General features: G+C 51.4%; 25 protein-coding genes and 1 riboswitch. Of the genes, 6 read left to right on the forward strand and 19 right to left on the reverse strand.

The annotated features are described in order from the left end of the window. Positions 1-82: 82 nt before the first annotated feature. The 3 genes from scfA to KE531_04920 all read right to left on the reverse strand — a co-directional run bounded on the left by scfA (position 83) and on the right by KE531_04920 (position 1237). The gene (gene scfA, locus KE531_04910) at positions 83-229 is read right to left on the reverse strand and encodes a six-cysteine ranthipeptide SCIFF (GenBank protein MBR9952966.1); all 147 of its coding nucleotides are present in this window, start codon (positions 227-229) and stop codon (positions 83-85) included. A gap of 234 nt (positions 230-463) precedes the next feature. Then, on the reverse strand, positions 464-703 hold the full coding sequence (locus KE531_04915; GenBank protein ID MBR9952967.1) for a hypothetical protein: 240 nt from the start codon (positions 701-703) through the stop codon (positions 464-466). A gap of 21 nt (positions 704-724) precedes the next feature. Continuing rightward, positions 725-1237 (reverse strand): hypothetical protein, encoded by a 513-nt coding sequence (locus KE531_04920; protein ID MBR9952968.1) that lies wholly within the window; start codon positions 1235-1237, stop codon positions 725-727. 129 nt (positions 1238-1366) lie between these two features. On the opposite strand from KE531_04920, the gene KE531_04925 reads away from it, so the two are divergent. Then, positions 1367-1726: a TIGR04086 family membrane protein gene (locus tag KE531_04925; GenBank protein ID MBR9952969.1), complete on the forward strand. Its 360-nt coding sequence runs from the start codon at positions 1367-1369 to the stop codon at positions 1724-1726. A 145-nt stretch (positions 1727-1871) separates the two neighbouring features. Here KE531_04925 and KE531_04930 read toward each other — a convergent pair whose 3' ends face one another. The 6 genes from KE531_04930 to nagB form a co-directional block, all read right to left on the reverse strand. Then, positions 1872-1997, reverse strand: coding sequence for a sodium pump decarboxylase gamma subunit (locus KE531_04930; GenBank protein ID MBR9952970.1), 126 nt, complete (start codon positions 1995-1997; stop codon positions 1872-1874). Between the two features lie 12 nt (positions 1998-2009). Continuing rightward, positions 2010-3137 carry a sodium ion-translocating decarboxylase subunit beta gene (locus KE531_04935; GenBank protein MBR9952971.1) on the reverse strand — a complete coding sequence of 376 codons (1128 nt, stop codon included), beginning with the start codon at positions 3135-3137 and terminating at the stop codon, positions 2010-2012. 254 nt (positions 3138-3391) lie between these two features. Continuing rightward, positions 3392-4669 (reverse strand): HlyC/CorC family transporter, encoded by a 1278-nt coding sequence (locus KE531_04940; protein MBR9952972.1) that lies wholly within the window; start codon positions 4667-4669, stop codon positions 3392-3394. 191 nt (positions 4670-4860) lie between these two features. Then, positions 4861-5820, reverse strand: a complete 960-nt coding sequence (locus KE531_04945) for a class D beta-lactamase (protein MBR9952973.1) — start codon at positions 5818-5820, stop codon at positions 4861-4863. Between the two features lie 111 nt (positions 5821-5931). Beyond that, on the reverse strand, positions 5932-7062 hold the full coding sequence (nagA, locus tag KE531_04950; GenBank protein MBR9952974.1) for an N-acetylglucosamine-6-phosphate deacetylase: 1131 nt from the start codon (positions 7060-7062) through the stop codon (positions 5932-5934). Beyond that, positions 7053-7805 (reverse strand): glucosamine-6-phosphate deaminase, encoded by a 753-nt coding sequence (nagB, locus tag KE531_04955; GenBank protein MBR9952975.1) that lies wholly within the window; start codon positions 7803-7805, stop codon positions 7053-7055. The genes nagA and nagB overlap by 10 nt, the downstream gene beginning before the upstream one ends. A 218-nt stretch (positions 7806-8023) precedes the next feature. Between nagB and KE531_04960 the strand changes: the two genes are divergently transcribed. Continuing rightward, the gene (locus tag KE531_04960) at positions 8024-8911 is read left to right on the forward strand and encodes a hypothetical protein (protein MBR9952976.1); all 888 of its coding nucleotides are present in this window, start codon (positions 8024-8026) and stop codon (positions 8909-8911) included. 114 nt (positions 8912-9025) lie between these two features. Next, complete coding sequence (locus tag KE531_04965) at positions 9026-10402, forward strand: ROK family protein (protein ID MBR9952977.1); 1377 nt, start codon at positions 9026-9028, stop codon at positions 10400-10402. Between the two features lie 54 nt (positions 10403-10456). On the opposite strand, the gene KE531_04970 is transcribed toward KE531_04965, so the two are convergent. From KE531_04970 to KE531_05010, 9 genes are all read right to left on the reverse strand, one after another. Beyond that, a complete protein-coding gene (locus tag KE531_04970; protein ID MBR9952978.1) occupies positions 10457-10657 on the reverse strand; it encodes a hypothetical protein in 201 nt (66 codons plus the stop codon). Positions 10658-11115: 458 nt separating this feature from the next. Continuing rightward, a complete protein-coding gene (locus KE531_04975; GenBank protein MBR9952979.1) occupies positions 11116-11718 on the reverse strand; it encodes a hypothetical protein in 603 nt (200 codons plus the stop codon). Between the two features lie 66 nt (positions 11719-11784). After that, complete coding sequence (locus tag KE531_04980; protein ID MBR9952980.1) at positions 11785-14331, reverse strand: transglutaminase; 2547 nt, start codon at positions 14329-14331, stop codon at positions 11785-11787. A gap of 88 nt (positions 14332-14419) precedes the next feature. After that, complete coding sequence (locus KE531_04985) at positions 14420-15172, reverse strand: copper homeostasis protein CutC (GenBank protein MBR9952981.1); 753 nt, start codon at positions 15170-15172, stop codon at positions 14420-14422. 73 nt (positions 15173-15245) lie between these two features. After that, positions 15246-16214 (reverse strand): ATP-binding cassette domain-containing protein, encoded by a 969-nt coding sequence (locus tag KE531_04990; protein MBR9952982.1) that lies wholly within the window; start codon positions 16212-16214, stop codon positions 15246-15248. 12 nt (positions 16215-16226) lie between these two features. Further along, entirely contained in the window at positions 16227-17207 is a 981-nt protein-coding gene (locus KE531_04995; GenBank protein ID MBR9952983.1) for an ABC transporter ATP-binding protein, read from the reverse strand. 30 nt (positions 17208-17237) lie between these two features. Further along, entirely contained in the window at positions 17238-18155 is a 918-nt protein-coding gene (locus tag KE531_05000) for an ABC transporter permease subunit (protein ID MBR9952984.1), read from the reverse strand. An 18-nt stretch (positions 18156-18173) separates the two neighbouring features. Continuing rightward, on the reverse strand, positions 18174-19094 hold the full coding sequence (locus KE531_05005; GenBank protein MBR9952985.1) for an ABC transporter permease: 921 nt from the start codon (positions 19092-19094) through the stop codon (positions 18174-18176). 75 nt (positions 19095-19169) lie between these two features. Further along, complete coding sequence (locus KE531_05010) at positions 19170-20828, reverse strand: peptide ABC transporter substrate-binding protein (GenBank protein MBR9952986.1); 1659 nt, start codon at positions 20826-20828, stop codon at positions 19170-19172. 270 nt (positions 20829-21098) lie between these two features. On the opposite strand from KE531_05010, the gene KE531_05015 reads away from it, so the two are divergent. From KE531_05015 to KE531_05025, 3 genes are all read left to right on the forward strand, one after another. Beyond that, positions 21099-22589 carry a M81 family metallopeptidase gene (locus tag KE531_05015; protein MBR9952987.1) on the forward strand — a complete coding sequence of 497 codons (1491 nt, stop codon included), beginning with the start codon at positions 21099-21101 and terminating at the stop codon, positions 22587-22589. A 95-nt stretch (positions 22590-22684) separates the two neighbouring features. Continuing rightward, positions 22685-23659, forward strand: a complete 975-nt coding sequence (locus KE531_05020) for a Gfo/Idh/MocA family oxidoreductase (GenBank protein ID MBR9952988.1) — start codon at positions 22685-22687, stop codon at positions 23657-23659. Positions 23660-23680: 21 nt separating this feature from the next. Continuing rightward, a complete protein-coding gene (locus tag KE531_05025; GenBank protein ID MBR9952989.1) occupies positions 23681-23941 on the forward strand; it encodes a hypothetical protein in 261 nt (86 codons plus the stop codon). A 127-nt stretch (positions 23942-24068) separates the two neighbouring features. On the opposite strand, the gene KE531_05030 is transcribed toward KE531_05025, so the two are convergent. Next, positions 24069-24740, reverse strand: coding sequence for an energy-coupled thiamine transporter ThiT (locus KE531_05030; protein MBR9952990.1), 672 nt, complete (start codon positions 24738-24740; stop codon positions 24069-24071). A 58-nt stretch (positions 24741-24798) separates the two neighbouring features. Beyond that, a riboswitch (TPP riboswitch) is annotated at positions 24799-24900 on the reverse strand. Positions 24901-25060 lie beyond the last annotated feature (160 nt).

Consider the following 25060-nt stretch of genomic DNA (forward strand, 5'->3'; position numbering starts at 1 on the left):
AGCCATTTTATCGACAACAGCCCCTACAATCATACGACCGTAGGGGTCTGTCTAAATGGCTCTTTTCTTTCCGCAGTTTACACTAGCGGCTGCTGTTCTCACAGCTCTGGTTTCCTACTGTACAGGATGTCTTGCATGCGGACTGGCAGGATGTCTGGCACTCGCCGCAGCCGCCCTTCTTCATGCTGTTCTTTAACGTATTGGAGCTTAATGTCTTAACGTGTTTCATTTCCTTAAATCCTCCTGTTCTTTCTATTCCCGCAGGTTCTTCCTGCCGCAGGGCATAATTCACCTGCTTTTTTCAAACTCGTGACCCGATTATACCATAGGAAACTTCATTATGCAATATGTTTCGGCGTTTCGCCCGATAAAGCTTCCATACCCTTACCTCTCTTCTTTAAAAGGAAAAAATAGGCGGCGTACAGGACATTTACCGGAGCGCGTACGTCATACCGAAAACATGCTAAAAATTTGCCTCCTTACATAACAAAATTCCAATAGACGGATTTTCCCCGTTTTTCCGTTCCTGTTCATTCAAATCCTGTGGGGCATTCAAATTTAACTCTTCGGTATTGATAAAATCCAGCAAATATTCATCGTGATACATGAAACTGATTTCCGTAAATGCACCTAACGGGAAATCGATAGCCGACGGCAACCGATTTGTTGAAACAGAAAAAGCGGCATCCCCTATCTGCTCCAAATCGATAGCTGCGGCAGTGATTTATTGCCGGGCAAAGTCTCCGCAGGTTTCCCGGCTTTTACGGTGCCGTTTTCCGCCTCTTACCGCCTCTCTCAAAAAATATCCCAGTAACAGCATGATAATCTCCGGCTCCAGATATTCCATGAACATATAATAGGAAGTAAAATTTTGCCGTATTAAAAAAATACAGAACCCGCGGACGGCAAACGCCAGAGCAACCGCCAGGCCGATTTTCCAAAGCGGCAGAAAAAATCTGCGTCCTCTTTCAGAAAGCAGGTACAGGAAAGAAAACAGGCATAAGACCTGGGAAAACAGGACAATAAAACAGGTAGTCTGAAAGAGTGTTTCATTGAAAGGCACGGGATTTCTCAGATACTCTCCCCATGTCTCATAGTCCATCGGTATGACCGACAGGTCGGCCGGCGCAGGTTCCTTAGAAAATAAGAGCATAAAAATCACAAGAAAAATCTGAAAGCCCACTATGAGGCCGCCTATCAGCTTTAAAATCAGATTCCAAAGATTCTCTTCTGACATCGTGCATCCCTCCTTCCTGTCTTAATTTTACCATCCCGTTTTCCGAAATACAACTGCTGCCTGGGATAATCCTCCGCCTCCGCGAATATATTAAACAAAACGACAGTCACACATCAGAAAGGAGTCCCTATGGCAAAATCCAAGCCGTGGCTCATGGTTCGGACGCTCATCATCACCTACGTGATTTCCGGCCTTTTGATGGTGCTTTTGGCACTGGCGCTCTGGAAATTCCGCCTGCCGGAAAGCCAGGTGGACATGGGCATCAACGCCGTCTACATCATTTCCTGCCTGGCCGGCGGCTTCCTCTCCGGCAAGGCCATGAAAACGAGGCGGTTCGTCTGGGGCTTTCTCACCGGCCTTCTCTACTTCGCGGCCCTGTTCTTCATGTCCTTTCTCCAAAACGGCGGCGTTTCCGGCGATACCGTACATACCTTGACCGTCCTCGCCATGTGCGCTTTGAGCGGGATGGCAGGCGGAATGATGAGCTGAGATGGCATGGACGAGGGTTTCCATGTCCAAAAAACGCCGCAGCCCCGGGGATGAGAGCTGCGGCGTTTTTTGATAGCAAAAAAGGAGAATCCCCCCGCCCGTCCATACCAGCAGGGAAATTCTCCTTTTCATTTTCTAAGCAGCTTTAGTTCTTCCCGTTCCCTGCCTTGGAAAGCAGGTACACGGCCAGGGCCAGGATTCCGATGACAACGAAGATTCCGATCATCCCCTGCCACATCATTTCAAGAGCAAACAAAACATTCGCATTCATATCCGCTACCTCCTACATAAAGAATCCCAGGACAATGCCGCCTGCAACTGCGGAAGCGACCTGACCGGAAACATTGGCGCCGATGGCATGCATCAGAAGATGGTTGGTGCGGTCCTCCGATACGCCGAGCTTCTCAACAACACGGGCAGACATCGGGAATGCGGAGATTCCGGCTGCACCGATCATCGGGTTGATCTTCTTCTTGGAGAAAATGTTCAGGACCTTTGCAAACAGGACACCGCCCACCGTATCGAACACGAAAGCAAACAGGCCAAGTGCCATAATCATAACTGTCTGAAGCGTAACGAACTGCTCTGCCCTCATGGAGAAAGAAATCGTGATTCCAAGGAGCAGCGTGATCAGGTTCGCCAGGGAGTTCTGCGCCGTCTCAGAAAGGCTCGTGAGAGCGCCGCACTCGCGGATCAGGTTTCCGAACATCAAAAAGCCTACGAGGGATACGGAAGCCGGGGCAACGAGGCCGGCGATAAACGTAACGAAAATCGGGAATGCAATTCTCGTAAAACGGCTTACATTGCCGGGCTGATACGGCATCTGGATCATACGCTCTTTCTTCGTCGTAACAGCCTTGATAACGGCCGGCTGGATAATCGGCACCAATGCCATGTAAGAATAGGCCGCCACGGCGATTGCGCCGATGTAATTGGACTTTAATACCTGGGACACGAGAATCGAGGTCGGGCCGTCGGCCGCGCCGATGATTCCGATGGATGCCGCATCCTTGATATCAAAGCCAAGAATGGACGCCAGGACAATCGTAAAGAAAATACCAAACTGTGCTGCTGCGCCGAATAAGAACATTTTCGGGTTGGAAAGCAGGGGGCCGAAGTCGATCATGGCGCCGATTCCGATAAACAGAAGAAGCGGGAACGCTTCCGACGCCTCGATTCCTGTTTCAAACAGCCACTGCACAATACCGTGGGTTTCTCCAACGCCTTCCATGAACTGATTTAAAGCACCGCTGGCCGGGATATTCACCAGGATTGCGCCGAAGCCCATCGGAAGGAGCAGGGACGGCTCATAATCTTTTTCAATCGCCAGGTAGATGAGAATGATTCCCACCACGTACATTACGATCTGCTGCCATGTGATAGACAAAAGACCGCTCCAAAGAAATTCCATACTGATTTCCTCCTTGTAATCGTTCGGAGCAGGCTGAAGCCGGCGCACCAGACGGCTTTCTGCCGGCATATCTTTCCGGCAAAAGAAAAAGACTTCTTGCAGATAACAGCCGTATCTGCAAAAAGTCTCGTTACCAGTTCTGGTATGCACCGCCAGGCGATTTGCCGCGATTGTTGACGGTACATTTCAACTACTCCCTTTTTGGTTGCTAGAAAAAATATAAACGCTTCCTGAAAAATTGTCAAGAGATGAGATTAAATTTCCTCATCTTTAGCGTCTTCTTTACTCTGGATGTACAGATGGATCTCGTCGATCCGGTTCCTGTCCATCTTCTCCACAACGAAGCGGAGATTCTGGTATGTGACCTCCTCGCCGGCCTCCGGCAGATGGTCGAGAAGGCCGATGACAAAGCCGCCGATGGAATCATAGTCCTCCGACTCCAGTTCCAGGCCAAGCTGATCGTTGAGATCGTCTAGCTTCGTAGACGCCTCCACGAGATATTCGCCCGGGGCCACCCGGCGAACCAGGTCTTCCTCGTCCTCGTCGTACTCGTCGCGGATCTCGCCGACGATCTCCTCCAGCATATCCTCCAGAGTGATCAGGCCGGCCGTCGCGCCGTACTCGTCGAGCACGATGGCAATATTATTCTGAGTCTTGCGAAGCTCCACCATAAGCTCCGTGGTTTTCTTGAATTCATAGGTATAAAGCGGCTCGCGCAGATAATCCCGCAGGCAGAAATTCTGGCCCGGCTCCGCAAGCAGCAGATCCTTGATGTTGATGATGCCGATCACGTTGTCCGTGGTCTCCTCGAAAACCGGATATCTGGTGTATTTCTCCTCGCGGAACACCGAGATGACCTCCTCATACGTGGCGCCTACATCCACAAACGTCATGTCAATCCGCGGCACCATGATGTCCTTCGCCACGGAATCACCGAAATCGAACACATTGTAGATCATCTTCTTTTCGTCCGATTCGATGACGCCCTCCTCGTGGCTCACCTCCACGATGGTACGAAGCTCATCCTCCGTAATGGCGTCCTGCTTCTTGTTTGGATCAATATGAAGCACCATGAGAACTGCCAGGGACATCTTGTTGACGATAAAAATCACCGGCGTCAGCACCTGCATCAGCGCATAAATCGGTTTCGCAAACCGCAGCGCGATGGTCTCCGCATAGAGGGTGGCCGTGGTCTTCGGCGTAATCTCGCCAAAAAGGAGCACGAGAAGCGTCAGCACGCCAGTGGCAATTCCCACGAACCGGTCGCCGAATGCCTTCGTCACGATCACCGTCATGAGAGACGAAGCCGACAAGTTCACGATATTGTTGCCGATCAGGATCGCACTTAACATTTTCGGCTGGTTGTCAAGTATCTTTGATAAAACGACCGCACTGCTTAAGCCTGCGTCAGCAAGATTCCTCACACGGATCTTGTTCACCGTAACCATCGCAGTCTCTGAAGAAGAGAAAAATGCGGACAATGCCAATAGCCCAATTACAATCAAAATTTGCAGGGCTTGCCCTGAATCCAAAAAAATCAACTCCTATTTCTTTAAAATATTTGCCGCCGCCCGGCACCTGGGACATGGTGGAGCCCGGCCCGCACGGCTGCATGGGTTTTGTGGTACTCCTTTCGATTCTACAATATCGCCATGCCCATGTCAACTGATTTTGGGCGGTTTCAGCAGGTTCTGTCACGAAATCCCATGAAAATCCATGGTTTTTACCGGGTTCTTTCCAGGTCAGCAATCATTTCCACGGCGATTTCCTTCGCCTTTGTGCCGGACACGTCTTTTCCCTCTGTTTCGCCCAGATAGATGCAAAAATATACCCTTTTGTCATCCATGTCTGCAAAGCCTGTAAACCATGCGTCCACGGTAACCCCATTGGCTTTTCCCATGCCGGTTTTCCCATAAATCATCGTTTCGGTACTGCTTACTTCCGTCAAAAGCATCACCTGCTTCAGGCTGTCCTGCGTTTCCTGTGAATAAACGGAACCGTCTCCAAAAATGCGTTCCATTACCTCCGCCTGCTCCTTCGGCGATATTTTTAAGGAGGACTCAATCCAGAAACCCGTCAGCGCCCTGTTATGATTATTTGTATTCAGCTTGCCTTCCCAGTCCGAAATATCACAATTTCCGTAATGGAGCCTGTTCAGTTCTTCCTGCATGGTTTCTTTCCCAATCTCATCAATCACTTTCCTGTAATACCACACACAGGAGGTGCGGAACGCGTCCTCAAAGCCAATGTCCCTGTTCCAGTCCTCATTCCAGAAAATTTCACCGTTCCATTCCCTGACGGAATCGCCGGGAACAATCATCCCGTTTTCCAATGCAATCAGGGAAGAAATAATTTTAAATGTAGAGCAGGGAGAACGCTGTGTAAGCGCCATTTCCTGATTATATATATGATAACTGCTCTCAGCCGGGTCATAAATCACAGCGGCTCCATTGATTCCGTCAAAATAATGTTCCCAGTTTTCTTCTGTAACTACCGCTTCCTTCGTATCCGGTTCCGGCGGTACCGTTTCCAATATGATTACACGTTCACTTACGGATTCCAGTTTTTCCGCCGGACTTTCATCGGCCCGGTTTTCATTCCTGCCGGAACATCCGGAAACGAAAAGTGTCAGAAAAAGCAGAAGAATTGCTGCTTTTTTGTATGATATAAAATGATTTCGCATAGACTGCTGCCTCCCGTAAATGCTACTTCCAATATAGCAAAACGCCTGCGGCAAAAACATGTCCCGGCCAGACAGCAGCGCCGCCCGCCGGGACATGGAAATGCTCACATATTATTTTACAATCTCACCGCGGAACACAATTCCCTTTACTTCCAGGCTCTCCTTGTCCAAAAGCACAGCCGTGGCATCCTTTCCCTCTTCCAGGCTGCCGATCCGGCCTTCCATGCCGATGGATTTTGCCGGGTTATAGGAAGCCGCGCGGACTGCATCCGCAAGCGGGATCCCGAACTTCACGGCCTGCCGCATGCAGCCCATGAGGCTGGTGACGGAGCCGGCCAGCGTATCCGGCTGGCCCAAAAGCGTGGCGCGGTTCCCGTGAACCTCGATCATCTGGCCGCCGAAGGGATACTCCCCGTCCGGCATGCCGGTGGCTCTTAAGGAATCGGAAATCAAAATCATCCGCTCTGCGCCGAACATGGCAAACGTCGCGCGGATCACACTTCCGTGGATATGGATGCCGTCGCAGATAATTTCCGGCATCACATGGCCGTTGTCAAAGGCTGCGCCGATGACGCCGGGATTTCTGTGGTGCAGGGACGGCATGCCGTTGTAAAGATGGGTCGCATGGTCTGCGCCCTTTGCAAACGCCTCCGAAGCCGTGTCATAATCGGCTACCGTATGGCCCACGGAAACATGGATGCCCTCTTTCGTGGCCGTCTCGATGAATTCCATGGCGTTCGGCTGTTCCGGCGCAACCGTCACAAGCTTCACAAGGCCTTCCGCGGCCGCCTGGAGCCGTCTTAACATCGGGATGTCCGGATCATGAAGGAAATCGCTGTTCTGCGCTCCCTTTTTCGCACTGGAAAGGAACGGCCCCTCCAGATGGACGCCGACTAACTCTGCGCCGGATCCGGCCGTCTTTTTGTGGGCCGCCGCCGTCTTGCAGACCTCCGTGAGCACGTCCTCACCCAGGGTCATTCCGGCCGGACAGATATAGCAAACGCCCTCAGACAGCTCATAATCGGCCATTTTTTTCAGTCCCTCAGCCGTCGCGTCGCTGAAATCCTCGCCGACGCAACCGTGGAAATGAACATCCACAAGGCCAGGGATCACGTAGCAGCCGGAGGCGTCTATGGTCTTATCATCCCCGCTCTCGCCTGCAATCACCGCACCGTCTGTACACAGGGTTCTGTCCACGAACCCCTCTTTTAAATCGAATACCGAACCTCCGATTATCCGCATATTTCTACCCCCGTTCCCTCTAACTTGGAGAGGGCTGCCTCATCACCCACGATAACCACATCCGAGTGAAGCTGTAAAATGGAAGCCGGGCACTGGGGCGTGATCGGGCCGCAGACTGCCTGGTAAATGGCCTCTGCCTTGTCGGCGCCGCTTGCAATTAAAAGCACGCGGCGTGCCTGCATGATGCAGCCGATGCCCATGGTGAGCGCCTGCTTCGGCACTTCGTCGGCGCTTGCAAAAAATCTGGCGTTGGCTTCGATGGTGCTCTCGGTTAAGTCTACCACATGGGTCTCCTTTACAAAGCCGTCGCCCGGCTCGTTAAAGCCGATATGGCCGTTGCGGCCAAGGCCCAAAAGCTGTAAATCCGCATAGCCGAAGGAGCGAACCAGCTCGTCATAATTTCTGCACTCCGCCTCAGCGTCCTCAGCCAGGCCGTTGGGCACGTAGGTGTTCTCCGGAACAATGTCGATGTGGTCGAACAGGTTGTGCTGCATGAAGTAGCGGTAGCTCTGGTCATGGTCGGCCGAAAGCCCCTTGTACTCGTCCAGGTTCACCGTGTGAACCTCTTTGAAGCTCAGATCCCCCTTTTTGTTCCACTCGATTAACTGCTTGTACGTCCCAATGGGCGTGGAACCCGTTGCCAGCCCCAGTACGCAGTCCGGGCGGCGGATCACCTCAGCCGAAATCAGGTTTGCTGCCCGGCGGCTCATTGCCGCATAATCCTTTTCACGATAAATTCTCATCCCTTTTAACCCCTTTCTGTCAAAAAAATGTCACTGCTTTTAGTATAGCATATTTCTCTTTTGCGGTCATCAGATATTTGCAAAATTCTCACTGGGATTTTTAAGAATCTTGTTCAACTCAATGACTGTATTTTATTACTTATTCTTACAATTATCTGACTTTCATTTACTGACTTGTCTCTTTTTAGTATAATATTGGGAGAAGGAGGTACATGCCTATGAAAAAGACTTTTTGTTTTCTTTTCCTGACATCTTTATTGCTGGCATCCTGCAGCCCGCAAAACGAAGCTGTAAATGAAAGAAAGACAGAAAATAAACCCCTGGAGCTTGCCATACACGATGTCCCTATGGCCGAAGAACTGAAACAATGGGACGATGGCGATATTCTGAATTTAGAGCTCCAGCTTGATCAAATTCCCTTAGATACCTGTGAAAAATATTTTTCGGATGAACTTGCAGAATTTTTGAATCAGTATGAAGATACGGAAGTGGACAGCGTCGTTCTAAAGCAGGATCACCTGTCTGTCGTTACAGGCAGAAACAGTAAATCTCTTGAAAATCTGGAGATGGAAGTTAATATTTTAATGGACACCCTAAACAACTTTAATCATGGCGTTTTGGCTGAGGATGTCGCAGCGCAGATTGGTGATTTTTTTCATCAGTACAGTTACTATAACATGAAGGTCAAGGAACTGTGCGTCAACATTTTTGATCATCATCACACTCCGGTTTATGATCAGAGTACCACCTATATCATTGGCGATGAAACCATATTTGCTCTCCAGCCCGGAGACGAATACGCCGTCCAGACCGCAGCCTTTCTCTATTTCGCTTCCAATTCCCCTTACAGCCTGCAAAAATTCGGCATAATCCCGGAAACAAACGAGCTGTACGTGGAATACCGCATCCGCGATGACGCCTTTGACTACCGCAACATGGAAAAAAGCATGGCGGAACTGGAAGCTCTGAGCCATGACTTAGAAGAATATCTCCTGTCCTATCATGTGACAAATGATTATATCTCCGCACATAAAATAACTCAATTAACCATTGCCTTTGATATCGGCATCCTTGGCGAGATTTCGGAATACCCTTATGATGTATAATACCTGCGAAAATCAATGACAACCGGCCGCGGATATGGTATAATTTAGAAGAAAAATCACCAGGGCCATCACTCCCTGGACATACCATTCAATAACCATAGGAGGGGTTACATTATGAATTGTTATGGCGTTTCCGTAAACCTGAAAAATATACCGGAGCTGGACCCGGAGTTCACTCCCCTTTTACAGTTTAACCGCGCCTTTCTTGAGCATGCCACGAAACCGGTTTCTGTTGCGGTGGAGCGGGCCGACGGCCAGATGGCTGCCTGCCATACGAAGCTTCACGAGGAGCCGGAGATGACCGAAGCAAACCACTACTACATGGACAGGCTGGTGAAGACGATGATCTGGCTCCAGGGCGGCTTCCGCGTCTATGTGGATGACAAAGACATTTACGATTACTTAAAGAGCGTCTACTGCAAGGGCGGCGCAAGAGAATTTGACTGGGATTTCATGTCCAACATCTATGAGCATGAATTTGAAGTGATCCTGACGGACAAGGTTCCGGAGGCCAAGGACGCCCCGGAGGCCATCGGCGGCCACTTAGAGGGCTGCCGTATCGGCTTTGACGCCGGCGGCTCCGACCGCAAGGTTTCCGCTGTCATCGACGGCGAGACCGTATTCTCCGAGGAAGTCGTCTGGTTCCCGAAGACGACGGAAGACCCGCAGTACCACTACGACGGGATCGTGGCTGCCTTCAAATCGGCTGCCGCACATATGCCGCGGGTAGATGCCGTCGGCATTTCCTCCGCCGGTATCTTCATCAACAACCGCACCATGAGCGCGTCCCTGTTCTTAAAGGTTCCGAAGGATCTCTACGAGGAGAAGGTAAAAGATATCTACATCCGCGCCGTCAAGGACACCTTCGGCGACATTCCCTATGCCGTTGCCAACGACGGTGACGTATCGGCCCTGGCCGGAACCATGAGCTTAAAGGACAACAACGTCCTGGGCATCGCCATGGGAACCAGCGAGGCTGTCGGATACATCGACGAGGAAGGCCGCATCACCGGCTGGCTCAACGAGCTGGCTTTCGTTCCGGTGGACGCAAGCCCCAACGCCATGATCGACGAGTGGGCCGGCGACATCGGCTGCGGCGTCAAATATTTCTCCCAGGACGGCGTGATTAAGCTGGCTCCACGCGCAGGCATCGAGCTTGACGAGTCCGCTTCCCCGGCAGAAAAATTAAAAGCCGTCCAGGCATTGATGGCCGAGGACGACCCGAGAGCGAAAAAAGTGTACGAGTCCATCGGCTGCTACCTTGGACATACACTGCCCTACTACTACCAGACCTACGGCTTCCGCTATGTACTGCTTCTCGGCCGCGTTATGAGCGGAAAAGGCGGCGATATTCTGATCGAAACCTGCGAAAAGGTATTAAAGGACGAGTATCCGGACATTGCAGACAAGTTCCAGCTTAAGCTTCCGGATGAGTATTTCCGCCGTGTCGGACAGTCCATGGCCGTTGCCAGTCTGCCGAAATTAAAATAATTAAGTAAGATAAAGGACGCGGTCAGCTTTTTCTGCTTTCCGCGTCCCTCTTTTTCATTCCTTTTCTAATTCTTCCATCATCATTTTTTCAATTCTAATTATATCTGGCTGCGTTGGCGTAAAACGAATTCCTCTATGTAATAAATCAATCGTTTTGCGGGCTGTTTTCTCCAATTCCCTGATCTGTTTCGGATCTGCCACTCTTACTGCCTGACCGCCTTTTCTATATTGCCCGTCAATATATCGTATTGTCACGGGAAACATATCCTGAAAGAGAAGTACCGTTTTTCGATCAAAGATTTTGATAATTTTAATTGTATTTGTTGGTTTATGCCGCTCTTTTTTCTTTTGTACCAGACGTTCAAATTTTTCTACCTTTGAACTGCAAGGAACTAACCAGTAAAGCCCCGTTGCATTATCACGAAATGCAAAATAATGTGGGCGCTTCGTAACCTCACAAAGACTAAGTCCCTTACCATTTCCGGCAAGGGACTTGACAACTTTTTCACGGCCTATTTCTTATTCGCATGGCCGGAAGCGAACCACGTTTTCACGGTCTATTTATATCCCGCATAACCGGAAGCGGCCTACTTGAAGGCAACTGACTGCCTGTTACTATTATTATACGCAGACACTGCTAATATGTCAATCCCGCAAAAATCATTTGCTCCACAGCAGCCAGCGCACAAAGCAGATTTCCCCCGCAGGCGCCATCAGCCAACAGCCCCGCCTGCCGTTTTCATAAATTTAGAAATCTGGAACAGTTTATAAAACCGGTACACGAAGAAAAACGGGCCGGAAACAGCCGAGACAAACAGCGCCATGAGGAACATGCCTGCATCGTCTATTCTCTGATGGTTGGAGGCAGCTGCCAGTTTTCCCTCAAGAGAACCGAGGCGGTACAGCTCCTGTTCAGCCTTATGGCGGTATGTCTGATACTCGATCTTTACAAAGGAGCTGAAGGGCGTGCAGAAAAAGAAAAACACCAGGAACGCTTTCAATCCCGCAGAGTAGTTCATGACTCTCGCAAATGTCTTCGCATTAAAGGCAAGATACCCCCAGAACGTAGGCACAAAGATATCTCCTTTGTACCCGGTTTCCGTCGATACAAAATGGTGGTTCCTCGCATAATAATATCCCCATATGATAAGGGCTGCGATGAAAATCCCCGCAATGCTGGAGACAATCACTCTTCTCTTTAACTTTTTCCATTCATCGGGAAGACATCTCGGGCAGTATTTCAGCTTTTGAAATTCGCCCTCCAATAATCCATTGCATTTTTTGCAGCGGTATGTTCTGACCTGTTTTGTTTTCATAGGCGTACTCCTTCAATAAAAACACAGGGCGCCCCCCCCGCACCGCACGGAGAGCGCCCTTATTATTTAAAAGTTCTTACAGATCTTCACCAGCATGTCGCCGCTTCCCACATTATAGCCGCTGCATGCGTAAACCGCATTGAGCTCCTTCGTGGTAACGATGATGAGCGGGAGTTTGTCGGGATCCACGTACATTCTCCTTGCCAGCGTCTCCACGTTTGGCACGAAGCTGTCGTAGTAAACCTTGATCCGCTTAAAGGTATCTAACACTTTCCGGAGCTTGGCATTCTCCAGCGCCTCTTTTCCCTTTACCATGAAGATGATGTCGGCGGAAATCTCCTGGAAATCGGCCTCCTGCTCCAGCATCTCGTTTAAAATGTGCTCCGTCGGCTCCTTGCCCTGCTCCAGCCACATGAGGATGGCCTTGTTCTTTGTAAGCTCGCTTCCGAGAACCGTATTTCCGGCCTCATCCTGTACCTTGAACTCGTCGAGAGCGAAGTTGTCCAGCATGTCGGCCAGGTTCGCATGGTATTTCTGAAGCTTCACAGACACCGTCTCGCCGCTCGCCAGATGGAAATGATACTTGTTTGCAAAGATATTTCCGTTGGGCAGTCGGTTGTCGGTGATGACACGGTAGTCGCCGCCGGGAACCGTAATTGCAAGCCTGTTGCCGTCCCACTTCTCGCCTTCCAGATCCAGCGTCTCATAGCCGCCGTCCACAAGATGTCCGACCGTGAAATCCGGGTAATACAGCCAGTTTTCTCCGTCTTCCTTCTCGAATACAATCGTGCAGTCGCCCTCATCGAGGATCTCCACCGGAACAAAGCGGCCGTTCTCATAATACTCCGCAAGCTGGTTGATGGGGTTGACCCTGGACACAATGCCCAGCGCACGGCAGATGGACACAAAGAGGATCTTCTTGGACTTCTCATTGGCATTCTTCACCGTCAGGGCGCCCACCGGCCGCGTCACGATCTGACCGTACTCGATGTCCGGGTTAAAGCCGATGTTTTCCTCGATATACTTCCAGACGTCCTTGGGATTCTTCCGGAAGGCCGCCTTCTGCTCCTCGCTGAAATAGTCCAGGATGAACCGGCGGTTTTTCCTTAAGGGCTCGTTGGATACGCGCGGGCAGACGATGTACTGGTAGAACAGTTCCTCATTCTCCGCCTCATACCCCTTCGACAGGGCTAACGCCTCTTTAAGCACCTCCGGATCCACGTCTCTTCTGTCCTTCTTGGACAGGGTCAGAAGCGTTTTCTCCTTCTCAGCCGCCGTGAACGTCTCATCCTCCAGGAAGGAAAGGAGCCGCGTCACATTGCTTCTGCTCTCAAACAGCAGGTCATAGATTTCCTGGCTGTAACCGTATTTTTCCACAACCGCCTTTGCCTTTTCGGCATCGAACATGGCGGCCACCCGCGCCTCGCGCTTAGCGTTTGCCGCAGCCGTCTTCTTCATGCAGAGCTCTTTCTGCTCTTCCGTAGGTTTCGCGCCGTTTACAATCTGATCCTTTGGCGCAATGGAAACGAACTGCTCCCAGACGCCGTATTTCGGCTCCTCATGGGCCAGCACCATCTCCACCGTATCCACGTCCGGCGTATAAACCATCTTTTCGCAGAACACCCCGTCCTTCTTCACATGGATGTTGATGGAACCGAGGCCGCAGGTCAGGCTGCACATGCCGTTCTCGTCCGTCGTCATGACGGCGGCATCAAAGAGGTTGGAATAATTCAGGATTGCAAAGCCCACTGTGGCGCCGGCAACCGGCTTTCCGGCTTCGTCCTTCACGGAAACCTTTAAATTCTTCGTAACGGCATACAGCTTCAGGTTGTTTAAGAAGGAAGCCATGCCCACCTTGGAGATGATCTCCTCGCCCTCGATTTCGCCGAAGCACCGGCTGTGGATCAGCATGGCGCGGCTTGCGGCGTTGGTGAACCAGCCCTTATTGAGCACTTCCTCCGGCTCGCAGGCCCCGAGGAAATGCCATGCGCCGTCGCAGTACACCTCGACCCAGGCATGGTTGTCGTCGCAGTGGGCCCATCTTGGCGTGTAGATCTGTCTCGCCGGGATGCCGACGGAACGGAACACGTTGACGCCGAAGGCAGACTCCTCGCCGCAGCGGCCGTAAGCGGAGTAGTAAGCGCCAAGTGCGGAAATCGTCCTGCCGTCGGTGGCCTGGTACATCACGTTCTCCGCGTTCCAGTAGTTCGCCTCAATGATCGCGTCGTGCATGGAAAGGCTATTGACCCGGTCGGCCAGGAGGCCGTAAAAGAACTTCCGGCAGTCGCAGAGCTCTTCCTCATTGACACGGATATGCAGCACATAATTTAAGAAAATATCCTCGGGAAGATCCTTTGCAAACGGGGAATGTTCCCTGAGGAACACGCCGTGTTCCGCGCAGGATTTAAAAATTTCAAAATCATAGTTCGCCATATCGCTTAGAGGGCTGTTGGCATACATCCACCGGATCGCAAACATCACATCCTCGGACTCAGTCTTTTTGGCTTCCTCCAGGCAGGCGAGAATCTCTGACTTTTTCGGTTCGCCTGCTTTTTCAAGCAGCGCGTCAAATTTTACCTCTGCTGCTTTGGCAGCATGTTTTGAAAACATCATTTTTTCTGTTCTCCTGATTCCGTAAAATAAACTTTTCCATTTCTGTCACAAGCCCGGGCAAAAATATGCCCGGGCCGTCTGTCAATGATTAAAATGCATGTACAATCTCAGCGCACTCTCTGAATTCCTGCTCATCGGTCTGCCAGATTTCATACTCGGAAAGGCTCGGAAGTCCCATGGAAACCGTGCTCTTTCTGTACTTCATGCCGCTGTCGATGACGCCTTTTCTTCCGGTGGTGTGGAAGACAACGATTCCGGTGTAGTCATGGACTTCCTGGATGTTCCACTTCTTCACGCCGCAGCCTGCCATGATGTCGATGCGGCCGGCAGCCTTTGCGTAAACTTCCTTCAAAAGCTCTTTGCCTGCCACAACGTCGCTCTGCTGGCCGGAGGTCAGGATCGTCGTGCAGCCAAGCTCGATGGCCTGCTCTAAGGTTGCCATCGGGTCGCGGGTCATGTCAAAGGCGCGGTGCAGAGTCACGTCGATGCCGCCTGCACAGTCCATCATGCGTTTCATCTTCTCCATGTCCAGGTCTCCGTCAGGCGTCAGCGCGCCGATAACGACGCCGTTGGCGCCCAGGTCCTTAAACATTTTGATTTCCTCGCACATTAACTCCATTTCCTTCTCGGTGTAAAGGAAATCACCAAAGCGGGGACGGATGAGGACGTTGATTTTCATGCCCTCGCAGGCTTCCTGCACCTGGCGGAACACGATATGGGACGGCGTGCAGCCGCCGATGGCCAGATGGGCACAGAGTTCAAAACGGTCAGCGCCGCCCTTCCATGCGTTTACGCAGGACTGGTAGGAATCGACGCAGGCCTCAATTAACGGTTTATTCATGACAAAAATCTCCCTTCTAAACAAACATCAGTCATTTATGAAAGCGGCTTCGCTTTCCCACCCGTACCGATTTTTAGTACAGGTGGCATGCTACAAAGTGGCCCGGCTCAACCTCTTTCGTCTCCGGTCTCTGCTCCATGCATTCCGGTTTGCAGTGCTTGCATCTTGCAGCAAACGGACATCCCTTCGGAAGGTTGATGGTGGACGGGATATCGCCCTCCAGGATGATGCGCTCCTTATGGTATGTCGGATCCGGAATCGGTACGGCGGAAAGCAGGGCTTCCGTGTACGGATGCATCGGGTTCTTATAGAGCATCTCCTTCGGCGCCGTCTCTACCACAAAGCCCAAGTACATAACCGCGATCCTGTCGGAAATCATCTCGACAACGGACAGGTCGTGGGAAATGAACACATACGTCAGCTTGTAGCTTTCCTGGAGCCTGTGAAGCAGGTTTAACACCTGCGCCTGAATGGACACGTCCAGAGCGGAAATCGGCTCGTCGGCAATGACAAGCTTCGGATTTACCGTCAGGGCACGGGCGATTCCGATACGCTGCTTCTGGCCGCCGGAGAACTCGTGCGGGTACCGCTGTGCATGTTTGGCGCTTAAGCCTACGATGCCGAGCAGCTCGTTTACGATTTTCATTCTTCCTTCCCGGTCTAAATCCGTATGGATGAGAAGCGGCTCTTCAATTAACTCCGATACTCTCATACGCGGATTCAAGCTTCCTGCCGGATCCTGGAAGATCATCTGCATGTCCTTGCGGATCGGGCGCATCTCATCCTGGGAAATCCTGGAAATATCCTTTCCCTGGAACCAGACCTCGCCGGAATCCGGGATCAAAAGGTGGTTGATGAGACGTCCTGTGGTGGACTTGCCGCAGCCGGACTCGCCTACGATGGAGAAGGTCTCGCCCTCGTAAACGTCAAAGGACACGTTGTTCACTGCGTGAACGAACTTTGTTGGTTTACCAAAAAGCGTTTTTCCGACAGGGAAAGTCTTTGATACATTTTTTAATGAAAGAATTTTGTTCTTTTCCATAATCGTTTCCCCTTATCCTTCCTGCTTCAGCCAGCATCTGCATCTCTGGTTCTCGCCAATGGTTACTAATTCCGGCTCTTTCGCCCTGCACTTGTCTGTTGCATACTTGCATCGCGGTGCAAAGCGGCATCCCTCCGGCATGGACGCCAGATCCGGCACGCTGCCGGGGATGGACGGAAGTACCTTCACGCCGGAACCAAGCTTCGGAACGGAAGCGATCAGACCCTGGGTGTATGGATGGCTCGGATTGCCGAAAAGCACCTCGACAGGAGCTTCCTCCACAATCTTTCCGGCGTACATAACAATAACGCGGGAACACATCTCGGCTACGACGCCAAGGTCATGGGTGATAAGAAGGATACTGGAGTTGTCCTCCTTCTGGAGCTTCTTCATCAGATCCAGGATCTGCGCCTGAATCGTAACGTCCAGAGCCGTCGTCGGCTCGTCGGCAATCAGAAGCTGCGGATCGTTGCTCAGGGCCATGGCGATCATGACACGCTGAGACATACCGCCGGAAAGCTGGTGCGGATAGTTTTTCAGCACGCGGGGCGGATCCGGGATACCGACCTTCTTTAACATATCTGCCGCATGGGCAAGGGCCTGTTCCTTCGTCATGTCGCTGTGCAGGCGGATCGTCTCGATCATCTGCTTGTCAATACGCATGGACGGGTTTAAGGCCGACATCGGCTCCTGGAAAATCATGCTCATCTTTCCGCCGCGGATATCGCGGATCTGCTGGTCAGACGCCTTTACCAGATCAACGCCGTCCAGCACTGCGGAACCGTTTGTAACCTTGCCGGGGGTATCCTTTAAGAGCTGCATGATGGATAAAGAGGTAACGCTCTTTCCGCAGCCGGACTCGCCCACCAGGCCAAGGATCTCTCCTTTGTAAATATCAAAGGAAATATTATGGATTGCAGTCACACTGCTTGTCTTGCTTGAAAAAAACTCAGTCCGTAAGTCTCTTACGCTAAGTAATGCTTCCTGTGGCATACCCAAACTCCTTTCAATGTAGCATCAATCTTACTTGATCTTCGGATCAAGAGTATCTCTTAAGCCATCACCGAACAGGTTAAATGCCAGAACTGTAATGAAGATTACAAGCGCCGGGAAATAAACCATGTGAGGTGCGGTGCTTAAGTAGCTGCGGCTCTGGGAGAGCATTGCGCCCCACTCAGGGTCCGTTACGTTCGCGCCGAAACCAAGGAAGCTTAAGCTGGATGCTGCCATGATGGCAGAACCGATTCTCATGGTAAAGTTTACAATCAGGGTCTGGATGGTGCCCGGGAAAATATGTACGAAAAGAATCCGGCCGTCCTTGCAGCCAAGGCTCTGCGCCACCTCCACATAAAGGGAACCCTTTACAGCAAGGGTTGCGCTTCGCATCATACGGGCAAAGCTCGGAACCGTAAATACCGCAACGGCGATAAATACGTTGAGGATGCCAGGCCCAAGGATCGCCACGATGGCGATTGCAAGCAGGATATCCGGGAAACTGAACAGTACGTCAGCCCCGCGCATAACAAGCATCTCGATCCATCCGCCGTAGTAGCCGGCCAGAAGGCCAAGCACGGTACCGATGGCAGCGCCCACGATAACGGATGATAACGATACGCCAAGGGTTAACGGCGCGCCTGCAAGGATACGGCTGAAGATGTCCTGTCCGAACTGATCCGTACCGAAGGGATGGGCTGCGCTTGGCCCTGCAAGGATGTTGTTATAATCATACGCATTCGGCGCATACGGCGCTAACTGCGGCCCGACAATCGCAATCAGGAGCAGGAAGCACATAACGATAAAAGCTGCGACGGCAGTTTTCCGCTTCAGGAATTTTTTAATGAACTCTTTTGTTTTATTGGTTTTTACGGCGACGTTCTCGTCGATATAATTTTCCTCAAAAGAGGCATTGGTGTTCACCTGTTCATTCTGTGTATTTGGCATAATATCCTCCTCTTACTATTAGTCGAAACGGATCTTCGGATTGATTACGCCGTATAATACGTCGACGATCAGGTTAATCAGGACGTACTGAAGGGCGAAAATCATCAAAAGCCCCTGAATAGTCGGATAATCACGGAACGAGATGGAGTCCGTCAAGAGACGCCCCATACCCGGGATGGAGAAAATATTCTCCGTGATAACGGAACCGGACAGAAGTCCGCCGATCTGTAAGCCGAGAATTGTCACGACCTGAATAAGGGAGTTTTTAAACGCATGGCGGAACATAACGATGGACTCTTTCTGTCCTTTTGCCCTCGCCGTGCGGACATAATCTTCTCTCAGTGTCTCAAGCATGGATGAACGGGAATATCTGGCGAGGGTCGCCATGATACCGGTACCCATGACAAGGGACGGAAGAACCAGGCTCTTCCAGGAATCAAGGCCTGCGGAAGGGAACCAGCCCAGTTTAACAGAGAAAAACTGGATTCCCACAAGGCCAAGACAGAAGCCTGGTGCGGAAAGGCCGCAGATTGCAAGCAGCATGCCGAAAAGGTCGAAAACTTTCCCCCTCTTAATCGCACACATAACTCCGATGAAGATACCCAGAACAGGCGCCCATATAAGACCCGCAAACACAAGCTGGATGGTGTACACGAATCTCGACCAGATCAGGTCCGTAACCGGCAGGTTGGACTTTAAGGAACGTCCCATATCGCCTGTAAACAGATCCTTCATATAGTTAAAATACTGTACAAGCAGCGGATCGTTTAATCCGAATTCTTCCCGGATCGCCTCCACCTCTTCAAGCGATGCCTCTACGCCGGCGAGCGTTCTTGCCGGGTCGCCCGGAAGCAGATGAATAAACATAAACACAAAGATGGAAATAATCAACATCAGCGGAATGGATTCTAATAACCGCCTAGCTATATAACGCCCCATTTAATACCTCCTTGTTGGAAAAGGAGTAGTTAAAAACTACTCCTTTTCTTAAAAATATTTAGAGAACTAAATATATTACTGGTCTAAGCCGATGGTTCTGAATACCATAACTCCGCCCGGTTTGTAGATAAGGCCGTTTACATAGGTCTTATATGCATTCAGGGTGTTGTCGTTGCCAAGGAAGATCCACGGGCACTCTTCCCATGCAATAGCCTGAGCCTTTGCATATGTTTCCGCGATCTCATCCTGGTCGGACATCAGCAGTGCATCGTCAAGGAGCTGATTGAATTCTTCGTTGTTCCAGAATGCCGTGTTGTAGCCCTCCGGCGGGAACTTCTCGCCATGAAGAATGTTTCTCATGGAACCGTCAGCCTCGTAGGAACCGGAAGACCAGTTTACATACCACATCTGAACGGTGGTATCCTCAAGCGGAGCGCTTGTCTTCTCTGCGTTTGCAGTGGACTCGTTCGGAAGGAGCTTCACGTTGATTCCGATCTGGGAAAGCTGCTGCTGTACGAACGTAGCACCTTTCTGCTCAATCGTGGTGTTGTCTACGATGATCTCTACATCGAAGCCATCCTCAAATCCTGCTTCTTTCATGAGCTCTTTTGCCTTCTCCACGTCAGCCGTGTAAGGAGTCTGCTCTGCGTAGTACAGGATGGAGTCAGAGAAGATCGAGGTCGGGGCCTTTGCGTAGCCGTTGAATACGACCTTTGCGTATGCTTCGCTGTCGAATGCATAGTTGCAGGCCTGACGGACTCTCTTGTCCGCAAACGGCTTTCTTCCGTCCGGAAGCGCCCATTCCGTATTCAGGGTTACATATCTGTATGTAGTTGCCGGCTCAACGTCGATGATGATGGACGGGTCGTTTTCAATAATGGAAACGTCCGTTACCGGAACCGGGCTGATAACGTCAGCCTCGCCTGTCTGAAGCATTGCGATACGGGCTGCATCCTCCGGAACAACCTGGAAGGTTAAGGAATCAACCTTCGGGCCTTCCTGCCAGTAGTTCTCGTTGCGAACCATCTTGGTGTAGCCGCCGTCAACACGCTCGGAGAAGACATAGGGGCCGGTTCCTGCGGAATGTGTTGTGTACCAGTCCGTGCCAAGTTCCATGGACTTCGGAGAAGCAATACGAACCTGGGTAATCTTGTTGATGAAGGTGTTGTTCGGCTCTTTTAATGTAATGGTTGCCTGGTATTCGCTGTCAACCGTTACGCTCTCCCAGTCCTTTACGTTTCTGTAAAGGGATAAGGTCGGGTCGTTGATACCGCGGTCATAAACGGCTTTTACAGATTCTGCGTTGAAGGGCTCGCCGTCATGGAAGGTGATGCCCTCATTCAGAATGAAGGTGTAGGAACGTCCGTCTTCAGAAACAGACCACTCTTTTGCAAGAAGCGGGATGACGTTGGTGTTCTCATCAAAGGTTAACAGTGTCTCATACATTTCGTTCAGAACCTGGTTGGATGCACCGTTGCTTCCAACGTGCGGGTCCATGGACGTGGTGTCCTGCTGTACAGCGACTACAAGGTCGTTGTCAGGAGCCTTTGCTGTGGATTCGGCTTTCTTAGCCTCCTTGGATTCCTCAACAGCCGCTGCGTCTGCGGTTGTAGTCTCCGCTGCCGCAGTCGTGTCTGCTGCTGCCGCTGCCGTCGTCTCCGTATTGCCGCCGCCGCATGCGGTAAGGCTGAATACCATTGCGCCGGCCAGCGCAAGAGATATGAATTTTCTCATTTTAGTAAATCCTCCCTTTCCTATTACTTATTTTCCGTGTTTTATACCAAAATGGTATTTACATTATAGCTCATTTTGCAATAGTGCACAAGTGTTATCAAATTGCATTTTCCCTTTTGTCACTATTCACAAATTCGTTTTTGTTTTTTGTGCACTTTTCACATTTTCTTTTTTCCGTCTCTCTGCCGGGAAAAGCAGTTTACAAAGGTCCGTTCCGGTAGTAGAATAGGAGACACAGTACATCTTTTAATTTGGAAAGAGAGGTTCAAAATGAAACGAGTTTTTGTTGCAGCAATGCATCATGAATCCAATTCCTTCAATCCCATCGTAGCCGGGGAAAAGGAATTCAATGTCATCCGCGAGCAGGAATTTTTTGATAATTTCCGCCCCAACGACTCCCTCACCGGCGTGGTGAAAACCCTGATGGAGGCCGGTTATGAGGTAGTTCCCGGCGTTTCCTGCCGGGCTGTGCCCAACGGCGAGGTGGATTACGATTTTTACCAGGGCATCAAGCGCGAAATCATCGAAATCGCCAAGAGAGAGAACGCAAAGAAGCCCTTTGACGCCATCACGCTCTCCCTTCACGGCTCCATGCGTATCAAAAAGCAGGGAGAGGCTGAGGGCTATCTGTTAGAGGAGCTTCGTGCCCTTTTCCCGAATATCCCGATCTTCGCTTCCTTAGATATGCACACCACCATGACCGACAGGATGCACAACAACTGTGACGGCTTTGTCGGTTACAAATGTGCCCCCCATACCGACTGCTACGAGACCGGCGAGCATGCGGCCAAGATGACGATCCATGTCTTAGAGGACGGCGTGAAGGCTCATTCCGCATGGGTGCGCGTGCCGATCCTCATTGCCGGCGAACAGTCCTCCACCACCGTGGAGCCGATGATTACCCTGATTAAGGAGCTCAGAGAAACCGAAAAGAAGCCGGGCATCATGGCTGCTTCCTATCTTATGGGCTTCCCCTGGGCTGACAACGAGGACAGCTCTGTGGCCGTCCATGTCGTCGCAGAGAGCAAGGAGCAGGCAGACGCCGAGGCTGTCCGCCTGGCTGAGTTCATCTGGTCCAAGAAGGATGATTTCTGCTTCCAGACTGAGGCTCTCCATGAAAAAGAGGCCATCGACGCCGCTATGGAATCCATCGGAAACGGCGTGATGCCGGTGTATTTCTCCGATTCCGGCGACAACCCGACGGCAGGCTCCTCCTCCGATGTGACGGAGTTCGCTTCCATGCTGATTGCAGATCCGCGCATTGCAGCCCTGGACAAGCCGGTGCTCTACGGCGGCTTCTATGATCCGGAGGCATGCAAAGCCTGCGAGGGCAAGGTTGGACAGGAGATCACCCTGACCTTCGGTGCCAAATATGATACGAAGACCTCTTCTCCGATCACGGCCACAGGCGTTGTGAAGAATTATGTGGAGAACCTGGAGCTTCATGGAAGAAACCAGGGCGCTGCCGCCATCTTCTCCACCCACAACATTGATTTCATCATTGCCGAACAGCACATCGGCTATGCCGGGCCGCAGGTATTCCTCGCCATGGGCATGAAGCCGGAGGATGCTGCCATTGTGGTCTGCAAGCTGGGATATCTCGGCGACGAGCATGAGGCTTATGCAAAGCGCGCCATCCTGGTTCTCACAAAGGGAAGCACCAATGAAGACTTAAAGACTCTGCACTACGAGAAGGTGCCGAGACCGCTGTTCCCGTTGGACGACAACTTCCCCTTTGACGCAAAGGCAAATCTGAAATAGTATTCGCTTCGGCGCACATGTGCGCCGTATCACGGCGGTGACAGGCGGCTTCCGCGCTTTGCGGGGCCGCCTTGCCGTATATGGGAGGATTCGCTATGAAGCAGTTTCGGACAGCCATCATCGGCCCCGGCTCCATCGGACGGACGTATGCCGGGGCCTTAAAGCTTTCGGATACCGTCGTCCTGGCGGCCGTTTGCGGCCGGGATACGGAAAAAGGGCGGCAGATGGCCCGCGATTTTTGCGTACCTTATTATACGGATTCCGATGAGATGTATGAAAAAGAGAACCTGGACGCCGTCATCGTCTGCACGCCGACCTTTACCCACGAAGAAATCGTGGAGCGCGCCTTTTCCCACCGTGTCCATGTGATGTGCGAAAAGCCCTTTGCCCTCCGGGCTGAGACGGCCAGGCGGCTGTCCGGCCAGGCAGAGCGCCTTGGGCTGCGGCTCATGGTCATGCAGGTGGTGCGGTTCTGGCCGGAGTATGCGGTGCTCGCAGAGATGATCCGGGAACATGCCTTCGGCGCCGTGACACACGTGTACTTAAACCGCCTCTCCGCCCACCCCGACTGGGCCGTCTGGCACAGGGATCCGGAAAAGTCCGGCGGCGGCCTGTTCGACCTTCATATTCATGATATCGACTATTTATACAGTCTATTCGGACGGCCGGAATCGGTCTGCGCCGTGGGCGCTAGGGAAACGAGCGGCTGCTGGAACAATGTCTCCACCCTGCTTCGGTTTCCAGGCGGCGTGCCGGCGGCAGCCGAGGGATTTATGGATATGACCGGCGCCTTCCCGTTTACGACTACGGTACGCATCAACGGGACGAAGGCCTCGGCGGAATATTCCAACCATACCGGACAGATCACGTTTTATGAAAAAGGGATGCCCCCGCGGATTCTTGATGTTCCAAAGTATAATCCATACCAAAGAGAAGTGGAATATTTTGCTGAATGCGTGAGAATGGGAACGGAGACGGCGCTTGTGACGAATGAAGATGTTGCCGCCGTTTTGGAGATTATGGAAGCCATTGAGAAATCGCTTGTGACGGGAGAGATGGTGCGGTTTTAAAATTTGATGGGGAGAACATATATGAAAAAGAGAAATCCAAAGAAAAATTTAGTAATCTCCTGGATTGTAATGGGAATAGGGGCACTCCTTGCAGTGGCCGGAGCAGTGACAGCACAGGGATATCGGCTGAATTTATGGCTGTTGATAGGCTTACTTGTCATCGTCTCCGGCATTGTATGTCATTTTGTCACGGTGAGGTGTCCTTACTGCGGACATTCTCTTTCCGGCTACCGGCCTTTTCCCAAAGAATGTCCCAAATGTCATAAAAAGTTCGGAGATTAAACCTTAGTTTGGTGCGGAGTTAGGATTTTATCAGAAGCCCTCTCACAGGGGTTCCTCCAAAGCAGCCGTTTTTTATATTGATTCTGCCCGCTTTGGAGGTATCCTATTTATTATAATTATATTTTCCCTAAGACAGGGCTGAGCGCTTTACCTGCTCCATGGCCTTTTTCACCGCCGGCAGGCAGAGGATCACCGCCGTGATAACGGCTTCCAGTCCGACATATGCATAATTATAAAGGATCGGATATACAGCGGTAAGCTGTTTCGGGAAATTGTCCGGCATGTATTCCATCCAGTAGAGGTAGCCGCCGATGGCGTGGAAAACGCCGCGCATAAAGGCGCCGAAGAGATAACCCTTCAAAAGGCCGTTTTTCGACTTGGAAAACAGGCCGGCAAGCCCCAGGGCCGCGAAGGCGAGCACGTAGTCGCAGCAAACCTGAAACGCCGACAGCACATAGGGCTCCTGCAAAAACTGAAGGATTCCGTAAGCCAGGCCGGCCATGACGCCGGTCCTTACGCCGTACCAGTAGCCGATCAGGCAGATGAACAGCATGCTGCAAAGCGTCACGGAGCCACCCCAGGGCATCTTCATCACGCGGATGTACGACGTTAAAAACGCCAGGGCAATGGCGGCCGCGCAGTAAACCAGCTCTTTTGCCGCCATGGTACGGCGGCTCTTTTCTCCGCTCTTTCGGGCAAGTACGGCTGCCCCAATGAGAAACAGGATTCCTGCGAGGATAAATACCACGTAGCCGGCTCCGGTCAGGCCGCCGTCTTCTGTTACAAGAAAACTGAACATAAAAAATACCTCCTTTGTTCGGCACAAAAGAGGGGTTCCATGCTGAAAAGTCAGAACGAAATTCTGACGGTCGCTTCCTTACGCCGGTATTGCCCGGTTCAAGTAATGAGGGTTTTGGCCCATGGCCATTCTCAGCTTTGTTGCACCCCTAGCTTTCGTATTCTGTTGGTATTTGTAGTATAGCGTCGGATACGGGAAAAGTCAACTGGTTTTGGGCAAGGCATACAGGCAGGAAATCCGGGCAGACAGCCTGCGCCCTCCTGTTTTGGTTTTTGGTTGATTTGTTTCAAGATTTGTTTTAGAATAAACAGCTTGATTTG

It is taken from the genome of Eubacteriaceae bacterium Marseille-Q4139 (assembly GCA_018223415.1).
Lineage (GTDB): Bacteria > Bacillota > Clostridia > Lachnospirales > Lachnospiraceae > CABSIM01.

What these genes read in the sequence shown, in the direction of transcription:
- nagB (MBR9952975.1), bottom strand. Translation starts at nt 7,805, where the DNA reads ATGAGAATTTATCGTGAAAAGGATTATGCGGCAATGAGCCGCCGGGCA.
- KE531_05025 (MBR9952989.1), top strand. Translation starts at nt 23,681, where the DNA reads ATGAAAAAGAGAAATCCAAAGAAAAATTTAGTAATCTCCTGGATTGTA.
- KE531_04960 (MBR9952976.1), top strand. Translation starts at nt 8,024, where the DNA reads ATGAAAAAGACTTTTTGTTTTCTTTTCCTGACATCTTTATTGCTGGCA.
- KE531_05010 (MBR9952986.1), bottom strand. Translation starts at nt 20,828, where the DNA reads ATGAGAAAATTCATATCTCTTGCGCTGGCCGGCGCAATGGTATTCAGC.
- KE531_04980 (MBR9952980.1), bottom strand. Translation starts at nt 14,331, where the DNA reads ATGATGTTTTCAAAACATGCTGCCAAAGCAGCAGAGGTAAAATTTGAC.
- KE531_04990 (MBR9952982.1), bottom strand. Translation starts at nt 16,214, where the DNA reads ATGGAAAAGAACAAAATTCTTTCATTAAAAAATGTATCAAAGACTTTC.
- KE531_04975 (MBR9952979.1), bottom strand. Translation starts at nt 11,718, where the DNA reads ATGAAAACAAAACAGGTCAGAACATACCGCTGCAAAAAATGCAATGGA.
- KE531_04930 (MBR9952970.1), bottom strand. Translation starts at nt 1,997, where the DNA reads ATGAATGCGAATGTTTTGTTTGCTCTTGAAATGATGTGGCAGGGGATG.
- KE531_05030 (MBR9952990.1), bottom strand. Translation starts at nt 24,740, where the DNA reads ATGTTCAGTTTTCTTGTAACAGAAGACGGCGGCCTGACCGGAGCCGGC.
- nagA (MBR9952974.1), bottom strand. Translation starts at nt 7,062, where the DNA reads ATGCGGATAATCGGAGGTTCGGTATTCGATTTAAAAGAGGGGTTCGTG.
- KE531_04925 (MBR9952969.1), top strand. Translation starts at nt 1,367, where the DNA reads ATGGCAAAATCCAAGCCGTGGCTCATGGTTCGGACGCTCATCATCACC.
- KE531_05015 (MBR9952987.1), top strand. Translation starts at nt 21,099, where the DNA reads ATGAAACGAGTTTTTGTTGCAGCAATGCATCATGAATCCAATTCCTTC.
- KE531_04965 (MBR9952977.1), top strand. Translation starts at nt 9,026, where the DNA reads ATGAATTGTTATGGCGTTTCCGTAAACCTGAAAAATATACCGGAGCTG.
- KE531_05005 (MBR9952985.1), bottom strand. Translation starts at nt 19,094, where the DNA reads ATGGGGCGTTATATAGCTAGGCGGTTATTAGAATCCATTCCGCTGATG.
- KE531_04985 (MBR9952981.1), bottom strand. Translation starts at nt 15,172, where the DNA reads ATGAATAAACCGTTAATTGAGGCCTGCGTCGATTCCTACCAGTCCTGC.
- KE531_04995 (MBR9952983.1), bottom strand. Translation starts at nt 17,207, where the DNA reads ATGCCACAGGAAGCATTACTTAGCGTAAGAGACTTACGGACTGAGTTT.
- KE531_04935 (MBR9952971.1), bottom strand. Translation starts at nt 3,137, where the DNA reads ATGGAATTTCTTTGGAGCGGTCTTTTGTCTATCACATGGCAGCAGATC.
- KE531_04945 (MBR9952973.1), bottom strand. Translation starts at nt 5,820, where the DNA reads ATGCGAAATCATTTTATATCATACAAAAAAGCAGCAATTCTTCTGCTT.
- KE531_05000 (MBR9952984.1), bottom strand. Translation starts at nt 18,155, where the DNA reads ATGCCAAATACACAGAATGAACAGGTGAACACCAATGCCTCTTTTGAG.
- KE531_04920 (MBR9952968.1), bottom strand. Translation starts at nt 1,237, where the DNA reads ATGTCAGAAGAGAATCTTTGGAATCTGATTTTAAAGCTGATAGGCGGC.
- KE531_05020 (MBR9952988.1), top strand. Translation starts at nt 22,685, where the DNA reads ATGAAGCAGTTTCGGACAGCCATCATCGGCCCCGGCTCCATCGGACGG.
- scfA (MBR9952966.1), bottom strand. Translation starts at nt 229, where the DNA reads ATGAAACACGTTAAGACATTAAGCTCCAATACGTTAAAGAACAGCATG.